Annotated in this window: 12 protein-coding genes; 4 read left to right on the top strand and 8 right to left on the bottom strand. The window is 70.4% G+C overall.

Features of this window, described 5'->3' with window-relative positions; genetic code table 11:
- Window positions 1–85 precede the first annotated feature (85 nt).
- Window positions 86–1,081 carry a LacI family DNA-binding transcriptional regulator gene (locus BWI15_RS07245; protein ID WP_077013523.1) on the top strand — a complete coding sequence of 332 codons (996 nt, stop codon included), beginning with the start codon at window positions 86–88 and terminating at the stop codon, window positions 1,079–1,081.
- 105 nt (window positions 1,082–1,186) lie between these two features.
- Here the strand turns inward: BWI15_RS07245 and BWI15_RS07240 are convergent, their stop codons facing one another.
- The 7 genes from BWI15_RS07240 to BWI15_RS07210 form a co-directional block, all read right to left on the bottom strand.
- Window positions 1,187–2,194, bottom strand: coding sequence for a substrate-binding domain-containing protein (locus tag BWI15_RS07240; RefSeq protein WP_193432142.1), 1,008 nt, complete (start codon window positions 2,192–2,194; stop codon window positions 1,187–1,189).
- Window positions 2,195–2,210: 16 nt separating this feature from the next.
- Window positions 2,211–3,245 (bottom strand): ABC transporter permease, encoded by a 1,035-nt coding sequence (locus BWI15_RS07235; protein ID WP_143465435.1) that lies wholly within the window; start codon window positions 3,243–3,245, stop codon window positions 2,211–2,213.
- Window positions 3,242–4,795 (bottom strand): sugar ABC transporter ATP-binding protein, encoded by a 1,554-nt coding sequence (locus BWI15_RS07230; RefSeq protein ID WP_077013521.1) that lies wholly within the window; start codon window positions 4,793–4,795, stop codon window positions 3,242–3,244. The genes BWI15_RS07235 and BWI15_RS07230 overlap by 4 nt, the downstream gene beginning before the upstream one ends.
- 413 nt (window positions 4,796–5,208) lie before the next feature.
- A complete protein-coding gene (locus BWI15_RS07225) occupies window positions 5,209–6,357 on the bottom strand; it encodes a CaiB/BaiF CoA transferase family protein (protein WP_077013520.1) in 1,149 nt (382 codons plus the stop codon).
- A 9-nt stretch (window positions 6,358–6,366) separates the two neighbouring features.
- On the bottom strand, window positions 6,367–7,338 hold the full coding sequence (locus tag BWI15_RS07220; RefSeq protein ID WP_077013843.1) for an alpha/beta fold hydrolase: 972 nt from the start codon (window positions 7,336–7,338) through the stop codon (window positions 6,367–6,369).
- Window positions 7,339–7,340: 2 nt separating this feature from the next.
- Window positions 7,341–8,156, bottom strand: a complete 816-nt coding sequence (locus BWI15_RS07215; protein WP_077013519.1) for an SDR family NAD(P)-dependent oxidoreductase — start codon at window positions 8,154–8,156, stop codon at window positions 7,341–7,343.
- Between the two features lie 22 nt (window positions 8,157–8,178).
- The gene (locus BWI15_RS07210; RefSeq protein WP_077013518.1) at window positions 8,179–9,984 is read right to left on the bottom strand and encodes a hypothetical protein; all 1,806 of its coding nucleotides are present in this window, start codon (window positions 9,982–9,984) and stop codon (window positions 8,179–8,181) included.
- 92 nt (window positions 9,985–10,076) lie between these two features.
- Here BWI15_RS07210 and BWI15_RS07205 point away from each other — a divergent pair, with 92 nt between their 5' ends.
- Complete coding sequence (locus tag BWI15_RS07205) at window positions 10,077–10,841, top strand: MerR family transcriptional regulator (RefSeq protein ID WP_077013517.1); 765 nt, start codon at window positions 10,077–10,079, stop codon at window positions 10,839–10,841.
- Between the two features lie 3 nt (window positions 10,842–10,844).
- Here BWI15_RS07205 and BWI15_RS07200 read toward each other — a convergent pair whose 3' ends face one another.
- Window positions 10,845–11,837, bottom strand: a complete 993-nt coding sequence (locus BWI15_RS07200; protein ID WP_077013516.1) for an aldo/keto reductase — start codon at window positions 11,835–11,837, stop codon at window positions 10,845–10,847.
- 56 nt (window positions 11,838–11,893) lie between these two features.
- Here BWI15_RS07200 and BWI15_RS07195 point away from each other — a divergent pair, with 56 nt between their 5' ends.
- Together BWI15_RS07195 and BWI15_RS07190 are read left to right on the top strand one after the other, a co-directional pair.
- Entirely contained in the window at window positions 11,894–12,385 is a 492-nt protein-coding gene (locus BWI15_RS07195) for a nucleoside deaminase (protein WP_077013515.1), read from the top strand.
- Window positions 12,386–12,440: 55 nt separating this feature from the next.
- Entirely contained in the window at window positions 12,441–13,955 is a 1,515-nt protein-coding gene (locus BWI15_RS07190) for a hypothetical protein (protein ID WP_077013514.1), read from the top strand.
- The last annotated feature ends 49 nt before the right edge of the window (window positions 13,956–14,004 follow it).

The following is a 14,004-nucleotide window of genomic DNA, read 5'->3' as shown; positions in this document are numbered from 1 at the left end:
ACGTTGCGTGCACCGCGATCGGCTGGGTAATCCTTTACTCGGCGGCTAGAGTCGGGCCAGCGATCACGCCGGCAAGGGAGGAACGATGGCCACGATCAGCGACGTCGCGGCCCTGGCCGGCGTCTCGACGGCGACCGTGTCGCGGGCGCTGAACGGCAAGGCGACGGTCGATCCCGAGCTGGCCGCCCGGGTCCGCACGGCCGCCGACCAGCTCGGCTACCAGCCCAACGGCCCGGCCCGGAACCTGCGCCGTCAGGAGGCCGCGGTGGTCGCGCTGATCATTTCCGACGTGGAGAACCCGTTCTTCACCGCGATCGCGCGCGGCGTCGAGGACGTTGCGCACGAAGTCGGCTACTCCGTTGTCCTGTGCAACTCCGACGAGAGCGCCGGCAAGGAAAACCGCTACATCGACATCGCGATCCAGGAACGCGTCGCCGGCGTGATCCTGTCGCCGACCGGGACCACGTCGTCGGTGGAAAAGCTGGCCGCGCGCGGTACGGCGTTCGTCGCGGTCGACCGGCCGTTGCCGCAGCAGGACAGCGACGTCGTCCTGGTCGACACGCGGCTGGCTGCGCGCCAAGCGACCGAGCACCTCATCGCCCAGGGCTATCAACGCATCGGCTGCATCACCGGCCCGTCAGGAGTCCGTACGGCGGACGACCGGCTCGCCGGATATCGCGACGCGCTCAAGGCGGCCAAGCACCGAAGCTCCACCAAGCTCGTACGGCGTACCGAGTACAAGGCGGCCGGGGCACACAAGGCGGCGCTCGACGTGTTGAGCCAGGAGGAACCGCCCGACGCGTTGCTGGTGGCCAACTCCGCGATGGCCGTCGGCGTACTGCAAGCCCTGCAGGAGCGCGGGATCCGCCCCGGCCGGGACGTCGGGCTGGTCGCCTTCGACGACGCTCCCTGGGCCGCGCTCGTCGATCCCCCGTTGTCGGTCGTCGCGCAGCCGGCGTACGAGATCGGCACGGTCGCGGCTCGTTTGCTGCTGGCAAGGATCGCGGACGGCAGCCGGCCTCCGACCACCACCACCCTCGGCGCCCGCCTGATCGAACGCGGCAGCTCCCACCGCGGCTGACCCGCCACCGAGCGTCCGAAGAAGCCGCATGCGTCCGAAGGACCGAGCGCTACAGCCTCGGATTCTTCGGACGCACAGCGATTCTTCGGACGCAACGGCCACAGATCAGCCCGTCGGGTTCTCCTGGGCGTAGATCTGGGCGGCGTTGGCCTTGTCGATCAGTCGGGTCGGCAGGATCTGGGACTTCTCGATCGTGCCGCAGTCGACCAGGATCTTCTTGGCCGCGGCGATCGCTTCCTTGCCGTTGGTCGGATAGGTGAAGGTGGCGGTCAGCCGGCCCTGCTCGACCGCCTTGATGCCGCCGGACGGGATCGGCAGCGCGTCGATGCCGATGAACTTCATCTCCTTCTCCCGCCCGACCGCCTTCGCCGCCAGGTACGCGCCCTCGGCCATCGGGTCGTTGTGCGCGTAGACCACGTCGATCTTCGGGTTCGCCTTCAGCAGCGCGTCCATCTGCGCCTGGCCCTTCTCCCGCAGCCAGTCGCCGCTCGCGGTCGCGACCACCTTGACCTTCGGGTTGGCCTTGATCCCGGCCGCGAAGCCCTGGTTGCGCTCGGCCTGCGGGGTGGCGCCGGCCAGACCCTTGATCTCGACGACGTTGCCGCCGTTCGGCAGCACCTTCTCGGCGACGTACTTGCCCGCCTCGGTGCCGATCTGCACGTTGTCGCCGCCGATGAAGCCGGTGTAGGCGTCCCCCTCGACCTTGCGGTCCAGCACCAGCACCGGAATGCCCTTGTCGTAGGCCTTCTTGACCACCGCGGTCAGCGGCTTGGCCTCGTTCGGGCTGATGATCAGCAGGTCGATCTGCTGGGTGATGTAGTTCTCCACGTCGGCGACCTGCTTGGCGTTGTCCTGCGCCGCGTCGGCGAACTTCACCTCGAACTGCGGCACCTCGGCGGCGGCCGCCTTGATGTCGTCGTCCATCCGCTGCCGGTACGGCTCGGCCACGTTGGCCTGGCTCATCCCGATCACGTACTTGCCATCGGCCCCTTTGCACGCCTTCGAGCTCTGCGCCTGGGGTTCGTCGGAGGTCCGCTCGCTGGTCGTGCCGCAGCCCGCGAGGGCCAGGGCGGTGACGGCCGCGACGGCCAGGGTCGACTTGGGGATCTTCATCAGGGGTGGACCTTCCTCACGAGGCGGGCCGGAGCCGTTGCAGCGCGGCCGCCGCGACGATCACCAGGCCCTTGATCAGCAGCTGGATGTTCGAGTCGATGTTGTTGAGCGCAAGCACGTTGTTCAGTACGCCGAGCAGCAGCGCGCCGGCCACGGTCCCGGCGACCGAGCCGCGCCCGCCGGCCAGGCTGGTCCCGCCGATCACCACCGCGGCGATCGCGTCCAGCTCGTAGCCGATGCCGTCGTTCGGGCTGCCCTGGTTGAGCTGGACGGCGTGCACGACACCGGCCAGCGCGGCGAGCAGCCCGCAGATCGCGAACACCGCGATCTTGACCCGGATCACCGGAACGCCGGACAGCCGCGCGGCCTTCTCGTTGCCGCCGACGGCGTACAGGTGCCGGGAGAACGCGCTGATCCGCAGGAACACCACGGCGGCGATCGCCACCACGGCGAAGATCAGCACCGGGATCGGGACCAGTCCCCCGAAGGTCCGCTCGCCCAGCAGGGCGAACGTCGACGGCGCCTCGTTCGGCCCGTCGCCGTACGCGATCGCGACGCCCTGCCCGTCGGACCAGATCCGGGCCAGGCCTCTGGCGATCTGCAACCCGGCCAGCGTGACAATGAAGGACTGGATGCCGATCATCGCCGTCGCCATGCCTTGCAGCGCGCCGAAGACCAGGCCGATCGCGAGCACCACCACGATCGAGGGCAGGAAGCCCCAGTCGCTCTCCACCATCAGCACCGCCGAGCCGACCGCGGCCAGGCCGAGCACCGCGCCGACCGACAGGTCGATGCCGCCGATCAGGATCACGAACGTCATGCCGACCGCGATGATGCCGATCTCGGAGACCGCGCGCACCACGTTGGCCAGGTTGTCCGCGCTGAGGAACAGGATCTCCCCGTCGCGCCGCGGCGAGAAGATGATCGCGGCAACGAAGACCGCGAGCAGCCCGAACACGCTCTGGAACCGGAACAGCGTCGCGGCCACACCGCCGGACGCCTTCTCGACCGGCGTCGGGGCCACCGCGGGCTTGTCTTGTACGTCGGTCACTGCGGGCCTCCGACCTCTTCGAACACTGCGCTCTCTCCCATCGCCGCGGCGAGCAAGTCGCTTTCACCGGAATCAGCGGTCCGGAACGACGCGACGTCGCGCCCGTCCCGGAGTACGACGACGCGGTCGCAGACCCCGATCAGCTCGGGCAGCTCCGACGACGCCAGCAGAACCCCGAGCCCCTGGCCGGCCAGTTCGCCCAGCAGGCGGTAGATCTCCGCCTTCGCGCCGATGTCGACACCTCGGGTCGGCTCGTCGAGCAGCAGCAGCTTCGGCTCGGTCAGCAGCATCTTGCCGAACACCACCTTCTGCTGGTTGCCGCCCGACAGCGTCCCGACGTCGTCCTGCAACCGGCCGAACTTCAGCCGCAGCCGATCGGCCATCCGGATCGACGCGGCCCGTTCCATCCGGCGCGCGATCACCCCGAGCCGCCCGTACGCCGGGAGGCTCGACACCACCGTGTTCGCCAGGATCGAGTGGAACAGCACGAGCCCGGAGGCCCGGCGATCCTCGGGCACGAGACCGATCCCTTGCGCCAGCGCGTGCCGGGGTCCGCGCGGCCGGATCTCCTTGCCCTGCAGGACGATCCGGCCGGACCGCGTGCCACCGGGCGCCACGCCGTACAGGGTCTCGAGCAGTTCGGTCCGGCCGGCGCCGAGCAGGCCGCACAGACCGACGATCTCGCCGGAGCGGACGGTCAGCGAGATGCCGTCGGGATCGCGACGGCCGGGGCGCGGGCGGCGAGGCTTGACGACCAGGTCCTCGACCCGCAGCAGCTCGTCACCGGTCGGGGCGTCCGGGGTGCTGAACATCGTCTGCACCGGACGCCCGACCATCGCCTCCACCACCTCGGCGGTGCTCAGCTTGCGCGGGTCGAAGCTGGTGACGATCTGCCCGTTGCGCAGCACGGTCGCGCGGTCGGCGACCTGGGCGATCTCCTCCATCCGGTGGCTGATGTAGACGATGCCGACGCCCGAACGGCGCAGCTCGCGAATCACCGCGAACAGCCGCTCGACCTCCGACGTGGTGAGCGCCGAGGTCGGCTCGTCCATGATCAGCACCCGGGCGTCGAGCGAGATCGCCTTCGCGATCGTGACGAGTTGCTGCTCACCGACGCGCAGCTCGCCGACCGGTCGACGCGGATCGAGGTTCACGCCGCTGCGCTCCAGCAGGGCGCGCGCCTCGCGATCCATCCGGCGGCGGTCGACGGTCCGGTACGGCGTACGCAGCTCGCGACCGAGGAAGATGTTGTCGGCGACCGAGAGCGCGGGGACCAGATCGAGTTCCTGGTGGATCATCGCGATCCCAGCGGCCTGGGCGTCGGTCGGTCCGTTGAAGCTGACCGCCTCGCCGGCGATCTCGATCCGCCCGTCGTAGTCGGTGACGTCGCCGGACAGGATCTTCATCAGCGTGCTCTTGCCGGCGCCGTTCTCGCCGAGCAACGCGTGCACCTCGCCGGCGCCGAGCGTGAACTCGACCTCGTGGCACGCCTGCACCCCGCCGTACCGCTTGCCGATCCCCGACATCCGGACCAGGGCGGACTCGGCCATGACACCTCCGCGCTCGGGTGAGTAATCGATTTCCCGGACGCTATGCCCGTGCTCGGCAGCCCGTCAACCCCTCGCTTCGTCCGGGGCGGGAATCGATACCCGACAGCGCCTTTCGACCCTAGAAGCCCGCCCGGCCGGACGACACCTGTTCGAGGCAGGTGGAAAGGGTGGACGTGCAGCACTGACCAACCACGCGAGATCGGCGCGACACGCCGCGACACGCCGTGTGGACGGCGGCTGCCGGGTGGTTGGTCAGTGGTGGGCGTCCGGGCCTGGCCGCGACGGGCCGTGCACGCGCAGCAGCCGGCGACGGCCGGCCGTGCCCGGAGGCTGCCGGGCGGAGCATCGCGGCCTGCCGCTCTCCGTCAGGGCGCGGCGGGCCGCTGGGCGAGGTCTGGGTATCGCTGGGAGGTTCAGTCCTCGTCGAGCCAGGCCCGCACGGACTCGTTGTGCTCGCCCAGCCGCGGCGGCGGGAGATTGGCCTCGCGGGAACCGGCATAGGGGTTGTCGTCGAAGCGCAGCGGCGGACCGGGCAACTGGATGCGGCCGAGCGTCGGGTGATCGACGTCGATCAGCAGCCCCTGCGACAACGTCTGTTCCCACTCGTAGACCTGCTGGAAGTCGCGGACCTTCCCGGCCGGAATGCCGGCCTCGGCCAACCGCTGCAACCACACATCGGCCGGCTCGGTCGCGAAGGCCGTCTCGATCGCCGCCGTCAGGGCGTCGCGATGGGCGACGCGCTCGGCGTTCGCGGCGAAGCGTTCGTCCTCGGGGTCGAGCCCCACGATCGGCGCGAACGTACGCCATTGCCCTTCGCTGCCGACCGCGACCTGGATGCTGTCGTCCTTCGTCCGGTACATCCCGTACGGCGCGATCTGCGCGTGGTGGTTGCCGACCCGCTCCGGCAGCTGCCCGGCCACGGTCCACTTCGTGCCATGGAAGGCGTGGACGCCGACCACCGACGCGAGCAACGACGTCCGGACCACCCGTCCGCGCCCGGTGATCGACCGTTCGTGCAACGCCGCGAGAGCGCCGTACGCGCCGTACATGCCGGCCAGCAGGTCGGCGATCGGCATCCCGGTCTTGGTCGGTTCGGTCGCGCCGGTGATGCTCATCAGCCCGCCCTCGCCCTGCGCGATCTGGTCGTACCCGGCGCGGCCGCCCTCCGGCCCGTCGTGCCCGAACCCAGTGATCGACAGGATCACCAGCCCCGGGTTGAGCTCGTGCAGCCGCTCGACGGAGAACCCGAGCCGGTCCAGCACGCCCGGCCGGAAGTTCTCGATCAGCACGTCGGCCTTCCCGACCAGCCGGGTCAGGAAGTCCTTGCCCTCGGCCGATTTGAGGTCGGCCGTCACGGACTCCTTGTTCCGGTTCGCCGACAGGAAGTACGTCGACTCCCCGCCCACGAACGGCGGTCCCCACCCACGACTGTCGTCCCCACCGGCCGGCGTCTCGACCTTGATCACCCGGGCCCCGAGATCACCCAGCATCATCGCGGCGTGCGGTCCGGCCAGCGCGCGGGTCAGGTCGACGACTACGACGTCCGAGAGAAGGTTCTGCACCCGTCCACCCTAGGGGCGGCTTGCTGCTCTCCGGGCGAGAGAAGCCAGACGGTGAGTGACGTCACGTGGGCGTTCCTGCATGAGCATGTGACCGGCGCCCGGGTACATCCACAGCCGGGCCGACGGGATCTGATCGGCCAGGCGGTTCGCGTGCCGGGGTGGGAGCAGGCGGTCGCGAGTGCCGTGCATGACCTCGACCGGGACGGAGTCCAGGACGGCGAGCGCGTGACCGAGATCGTGCCGGGTGATCGCCTCGAAGAACCCGCTGAACGACCGGGCCGGCAGCGCGTCCAGGTCGGCCATCAGGATGTCGACCTCCGCCGGGTCGGCCTTCTTGCCGAAGACCAACTGCCTCAACGCCGGCCGCCGCAACCGGGTCGAGGCGACCTGCCGCCACACCCGTACGGCGTCCTGCTCGGCCTTCGCGACATCAGGTTCCACCTTCCGTCGCAGCTCTCGCTTCTCCAGCCGCGCGCCCGCGAGATTGATCGCCCGCGGCGCCACCGCGGCCGCCGCGCCGTCCAGGCGCGCGGGCAGCCCGAAGGCCCCGGACGTCGTCTGCCCGGACGACGTGCTGACCAACGCCGCCCCCGCGATCCGCGACCCGAACAGCTCCGGCCGCCGGTCGGCCAGCGCCATCAGCGTCATCCCGCCCATCGAGTGCCCGGCGTACACGACCGGCCCCGACGGCACGATCTCGTCGAGCACCGTCACGAGGTCGTCCGCGAGCTGCTCGATCCGCGTCGTTCCCACCGGTGCCGGTCCGGACCTTCCGTGCCCGCGGTGGTCGTAGGCGACGACCCGCACCCCGTCCGGCCCCAGTACGGCGGGCAGCCCGGCCAGCTGGTGATGCCAGCTCCGCGTCGAGCACGTCCATCCGTGCGCCAGCACAACGGTCACCGGCGCGTCCGGCGACCCGGCCGTCTCGACGTGCAGCCGCACCCCGTCGGGAGTGACCACGCCCGTTCGTTCCGCCTGCATCGTCATATCTTCCCCAGTCGATCGGTCAGCTCGCCCAGCCCACGCCGCCGCTGGTTGGTTCGCCGGCGCACGATCCGGTCCGCCACCGACGGCAGGTGCCGCGCGACCGCGACGCCTACGCCGGTCGTCCGTGTCGAGGCCCGGTTGCGCGGCGGCCGGCGGGCCGCGGCGACCGCCATGATCGTCGACACGACCTGCTCGACGGTCTCGGCCGGCAGGAACATCCCGAGATCGACGCCACGCTCCAGCGACGCGTCGTGAATCGGCGTCGGCACGTAACCCGGGTAGATCACGCTGACGTCCAGGTGCCGCCCGTTCTCGATCCGCAGCGCGTCGGCGTAGGTGTCGATCGCCCGCTTCGAGACCAGGTATGACGCGGCCAGCGGTAGCGTCACGTACGCGAGTCCCGAGGACACGAAGATCACCCGGCCCTTCGCCGCCCGCAACGCCGGCAGTGCGGCCGCCGTGACACCCCATCCCGCGAACAGATTGACCTCGATCACCTTGCGGGCGGTCGCATCCGGAGCGTCACCCGCCAGCGCCGGTACGCCGATCCCCGCGTTGCTGACCAGCAGATCCAGCCCACCGAGCCGCTCGATCGCCTCCTCGACCGCCGCCGGGATCAGCTCCGGCTTGGTCAGGTCGCACTCGATCACGTCGTCGCTTTTCTGCAGATCGAGTCCGACCACCGTCGCGCCGCGCGCCCGCAACGCCTCGACCGTCGCCGCGCCGAAGGCTCCGGCGGCCCCGGTGACCAGCGCACGCTTCCCGGCGAGATCCCATCCGTCCCGGCGCACGAAACCCGCTCGGCCGGTCATCGTTCAACCCTCACGTCGGCCCTCATGCGCTCTCCTTCTCCCGCTCGACCGCCTGCAGGTGCTCGGCCCGCATCCGCCCACCGCGAGCGCCTCGCCCGACCAGCCAGGCGATCCCGAGGATCTCCAGCGCGCCGACCACCGCCAGCAGCGCGTACCCACCGTTCCACATCCAGCGCGGGACGTCGGTCCGCTCCTCGCGGCGCAGGACCTCCTGCTCGCTGATGAACCGCACCGTCTGCCCGTCCGACACCTGGATCGCCGGCTTCTGGATCGCCGCGTCCTCCGGCGCGTAGACCCACGCCGCGACCAGGTCCCGGGCGCCCTGGTGCAGCCGCACCATCGACTTCCACTTCCCGTACATCGGCAACGGCTGCTGGGACCGATACGTGCCATCGGCAACCTTTTGCAACGGGTGCAGCTCCAGCCCGCCGCCCTGCCAGGCCATCGCCTCGAACCAGCGCGCTCCCTCGGCCGCGTCCGCCGGATCCAGCTTCACCGTCACGTACGCCGTGGGCTCCGCGCCGGTCGCGACCCGCTCGAGCGAGATCGTCGCCGTCACGCCGGGATCGGCCGAGCGCGGCACACAGAAGAACGCCACGCCCAGCACCGCGATCAAGCCGACCGCGCCGAGCTGATGCGTACGCCGTACCGACGGCACCGCGCGGACCTCGCCCGCCACCTCGGCGTACCGGGTGGCCAGCCAGGCACCGACGAGCCCGGCACCGATCCCGGCGACGACGCCGAAGCCGAGCGCCGACGGAAGCAGCGAGGCGGGCCAGCGGATCGGCATCCAGACCTGGCTCCAGCCGTACTCCGCGAGAACGCCGACCGTGCCGATCAGTGCTCCGGCGACCACCCCGAGGCGGAAGCGGTCTTTGTTGCCCAGAGCAAGCGCGACGAGCTCGACCAGGACCGCCTCGACGATCAGCAGCGGGAAGTGGCCGAGGATTTCTCCGAGCGGCCGATCGACCGCCCAGGCGATCCCGCCGCGGATGATCAGGTAGACCGCCAGTGCGCCGAACGTGCTGCCCCGGCCCATCCGCGACCGCACCAGCGTGAAGGCGAGCGCGGCGCCGAAGACGATCAGGATCGGCTGCAGGACCAGCGGGAACTGCGGCACGCCGTAGTTGAACTCGGTGCTGAACAGGTCCCACGCGATCAGCAACGCGCCGAGGGCAACGATCTCCTGGAACCGGCGGCGCTTGTTGCTGCCGACAAGTTGTTCCACCTCGGCCGACGCGAGCAGCCGGGCGAAGATCGACAGCACGACCCCGGCGATCATCAGCAGGTGCGTCGGCCCCCACAGCGTGACATCCTCACCGAACAGCCGGTGCCAGACGTCGTCCAGCGGGAAGCCGACCAGCGCGAACGTGCCGCAGAAGGTGACCAGCGCCGCGCTGCACGGGATCCGCCAGCCCTGGGTGAGCTTGATCGTCCGGGCCGGCAGCGGCTTGCGGGCCAGCGCGATCGGCAGCACGCCGGACACGATCACGCCGAGAATGCCGAAGAAGATCGGGTAGTGCGCCGGCGTACCGAACGGGCCGGTGTCGCGGCCCTTGTCGATGTGCACCGCGATGTCCCACCACACCCCGAAGGCACAGGACAGCAGCGACACCGCATGCAGGTACGGCGTGATGGCGGCCCATCGGGGGACTCCGTCCAGTCTCCCGATGGTGTCCGCGAGACGCCCTACCAGCGTCGCGCGCCCGGTCCGTTCCCGCCACAGCAGGACGGCGAGTGCGGCGTACATCAGTCCGACCAGGCCGGTGACGATCGCGATCTGGTCGAAGCTCGCGGTGCCGGTCGAGGCTGCCAGTGGGACGGTCATCGCGTCGCTCCGGGGATCGGCGGGACAGAAGGGATGCGCCATGGAGAATGTTACATCAGACATGTAACGTCGCGTCTGGAAGACTGTCAAGGGTGGAGGGACAGCAGGCCGCACCGGCCCCCGAGGAGTACACGGTCGACCAGCTCGCCGCGAAGGTGGGCATGACCGTCCGGAACGTGCGCGCGTACGCCGGTCGCGGACTGATTCCCCCGCCCCGCCTGGTCGGCCGGACCGGGTACTACGGCGCCGACCACGTGGCTCGGCTCACGCTGGTCCGCGAGCTGCTGGACAAGGGCTACACGCTGGCCGCGGTCGAGCGGATGATGAGCGAGCTGCCGGACGGCGCGCTCGCGCTCGGCGTCTTCGAGACGCTGGTCAGCCCCTGGACGCCGGCCGAGCCCGAGGTGATCACCGAGCACCAGCTGGCCGCCCGGGCCGGCATCCCGCACGACGCGAGGACCATCGACAAGCTGATCGAGCTGGGCATCGCCGAACGCGTCGAGGACGACCGCCTGCGGATCCCGAACCCGGACCTGCTGCGCACCGGCCTGGAGGTGATCAAGCTCGGCGTGCCGCTCGACGCGATCTTCGAGATGCTGCCGAAGCTGTTCGAGCAGGCCGACCAGGTGGCGAAGATCTACGTCGAGCTGTTCCGCGGCACGGTCTGGCGCCAGTTCGCCGACGCCGGCCTGCCCGCCGAGGGCTGGCCGGAGATCCAGCGCACGCTGGAGAACATCATCCCGCTGGCCGGCCAGGCCCTGGTCGCCGCGTTCCGCGAGGCGATGGGCCGGGAGATCGAGATCGCCGCCTACGAGGAACTCGGCCTGCCGCCCAACGACCTGCCCTCGACCGGCTGAGCCTCAGCTCCGGCGCCTGAACTGCGGCATCCGCAGCAGGTTGTGCGGGTACGGCGGCGGCGTCTCCCCCGCCTCGGTCAGCCGCCGCATCTGCTCGTCGTCGAGCGCCCAGCCGGTCGCGCCCAGGTTGTCGGCCAACTGCTCCGGCGTCCGTACGCCGATGATCGGCGCCGTGAGCCCCGGCCGCTGCATCACCCAGCGCAGCGCGACCTGTGCCGGCGTCCGCCCGGTCTCGTCGGCGACGGCCAGCAGCGTGTCGATCACCCGCCAGGTCCGATCACTGGACCGCGACTCCCAGTCCGCCTCGCTCGACCGCGAACCGGCCGGCGGCCCGCCCAGCTCTTTCGTGTACTTGCCCGACAGCCAACCACCAGCCAGCGGGCTCCACGCGATCACGCCGGCGCCCTCGTTCTGCGCGACCGGAATCAGCTCGAACTCGGCGTCGCGATCGAGCAGGTTGTACAGCGGCTGCAGGCAGACGTACGGCTCGAGCCCGCGATGCCGCGACAGGTCGATCGCCTTCTGCAGCTGCCATCCCGCCAGGTTGCTCGCTCCGATGAACCGGACCTTCCCGCTGCTCACCAGCGCGTCGAGCGTCGTCAGCGTCTCCTCCAGCGGAGTCGCGTCGTCCCACACGTGGATCTGGTAGAGGTCGATGAAGTCCGTGCCCAGCCGGCGCAGGCTCGCCTCCACGGCGGCCATCACGTGCTTGCGCCCGGCTCCGCGGACCGGCAGACCCGGCGCGGCCTCGCCGTACACCTTTGTCGCGATCACCAGCTCGTCGCGGTCCTTGGTCTTCAGCCAGCTCCCGATCATCTCTTCGGACACTCCACTGGAGTAGGTGTCCGCCGTGTCCACGAAGGTGCCGCCCGCATCGGCGAACGAGTCCAGGATCCGGTGCGCGGTGGCCTCGTCGGTGCCACCACCGAACGTCATCGTGCCCAGACACAATTCGCTGACCTGCAGACCGGTCCGGCCGAGAAAATGGCTGTCCATCGTTCGATCCAACAACCTGGAGCGCACTCCAGGTCAACCCCCGCGAGGAGTTCACCGTGATCGACCAGCAGGACCTGATTCACCTCCGGCGCTGCGTGCAGCTCGCCGCCCAGGCACTCGAGGTCGGGGACGAGCCGTTCGGCTCGGTCCTGGTCGGCGCCGACGGGACCGTGCTCGGCGAGGACCACAACCACGTCGCCGGTGGCGACCACACCCAGCACCCGGAGTTCGCCCTGGCCCGCTGGTCGGCAACTTACCTTTCGCCGGAGGAACGCCGCGCCGCCATCGTCTACACGTCAGGCGAGCACTGCCCGATGTGCGCCGCCGCGCATGGCTGGGTCGGACTCGGGCGGATCGTCTACGCGAGTTCGTCGAAGCAGCTGTCCTCGTGGCTGGCCGAGCTCGGCGTACCGGCAGCACCGGTCAGTCCGCTGCCGATCCGGCAGGTGGTTCCGGGCGCGATCGTCGACGGTCCGGTGGACGAACTGGCCGACGAGGTGCGGATGCTGCACGTCCGCTTCCACCGCCCCGTTTCGACGAATGACTGAACGGACAGTTAGCGTGGGGTCGCACACAGTGAATCGCGGGCTCTGAGGGACGTTCATGAAGAAGCTTGTTCTGGCCACGGTGACCGCCGCGGCCGTGATCGCCGCCGCGCTGATCCCGTCCGGGCCGCCGGTCGAGGCCGCGTCACCGGGGTTCGGCTCCGCGGTGTCGGCCGTGGCGCGGCCGGTCTGGCAGACCAATGACAGCGTGAACGCCCTGGCGACGGCGGGCAACGTCGTGTACGCCGGCGGCCTGTTCACCAGGATCCGGCCGGCCGGCAAGCCCGAGGGCGAGGGCGAGGCGATCCGTCCGTACGTCGCGTCCTTCAACCGCAAGACCGGCGCCCCGAGCGGCTGGGCCCCGACGCTGGACGGCGCGGTCTGGGCCGTCGCCACCAGCGCCGACGGCAAGTGGGTGGTGATCGGCGGCGACTTCACCACCGTGAACGGCGTACCGCGCCGCCACGTCGCGATGTTCAACGTGGCGAACAACCAGCTCACCAGCTGGAACCCGTCGGCCAGCTACCGTGTCTCGGCCCTGGCGATCTCCGGCAACACCGTCTACCTCGGCGGCTCCTTCGGCCGCGTCGCCGGTACGCCGCGCAACCGGCTCGCCGCGGTCACGCTGAACGGCGGCGCCCTGTTGCCGTGGAACCCGAACGCCGACGACGACGTGCACGCGATCGACCTGACCGACGACGGCAAGCGGGTCTTCGTCGGCGGTGGGTTCACGACCGTCGGCGGCGGCGCCCACTTCGCGCTCGCGATGCTGAACACCACCAACGGCCGCGCCTACCCGATGCCGGCCGCCGCCGCGATCCCGCCGCCGACCGATGAATGCTTCAGCCGGGTCAAGGACATCGACACCCAGGGCAGCCGGGTCTACGTGGCCAACGCCGGCAGCGGTAGGGGCTGCTACGACGGCATCCTGGCCGCCGACTCCACGAGCGGCAAGCTGGTCTGGCAGAGCAAGTGCCTGGGCGCGACCGAGGCGATCAAGGCGATCGGCGGCTGGCTCTACAAGGGGTCGCACGCGCACGACTGCCGCAAGGACGGCAGCTTCGGCGAGGGCAACGGCATGCGCACACTGCTGGCGCACAGCACGGCGAACGGCAAGTTCGGCCCGTGGTTCCCGGGCACCAACGTCGGCGGCCTCACCGCGGTCGGCCCGCTCGCGTTCGCCTCCGGCGGCAACGATCTCTGGGTCGGCGGTGACTTCACCACCGTGAACGGCCGGCCGCAGCAGGGCCTGACCCGCTTCACGAACGTCGCCGGCGGCGCCCAACCGGCCCGCCCGGCGGCTCCCAAGCTCACCAGCCCGGCACGAGCCAGAGTGACCGTCACCTTCCCCGCCGTCGTCGACCCCGACAACATCACGCTCACCTACACCCTCTACCGAGGCAACACCAAGCTCGGCTCCTGGACGCGCAACTCCTACCCGTGGGTCCGGCCGACCGTTGCCACCTTCAACGACACGCGGGTCAAGAGCGGACAGACAGTCGGCTACCACGTCGAGGTCACCGACGGCCGCAGCCGGCTGAAGGGCACGTCCGCCACGATCAGGGTGCGCTGAACAAGTTTCGCCGCATCGGCGATACCTTCCGGGGTACCGGGCGAGGCCC

The sequence above is a fragment of the Kribbella sp. ALI-6-A genome, from assembly GCF_001984195.1.
GTDB lineage: Bacteria > Actinomycetota > Actinomycetes > Propionibacteriales > Kribbellaceae > Kribbella.
The sequence above is the reverse complement of the archived record's forward strand: the minus strand, read 5'-3'. Positions and strand labels throughout refer to the sequence as shown.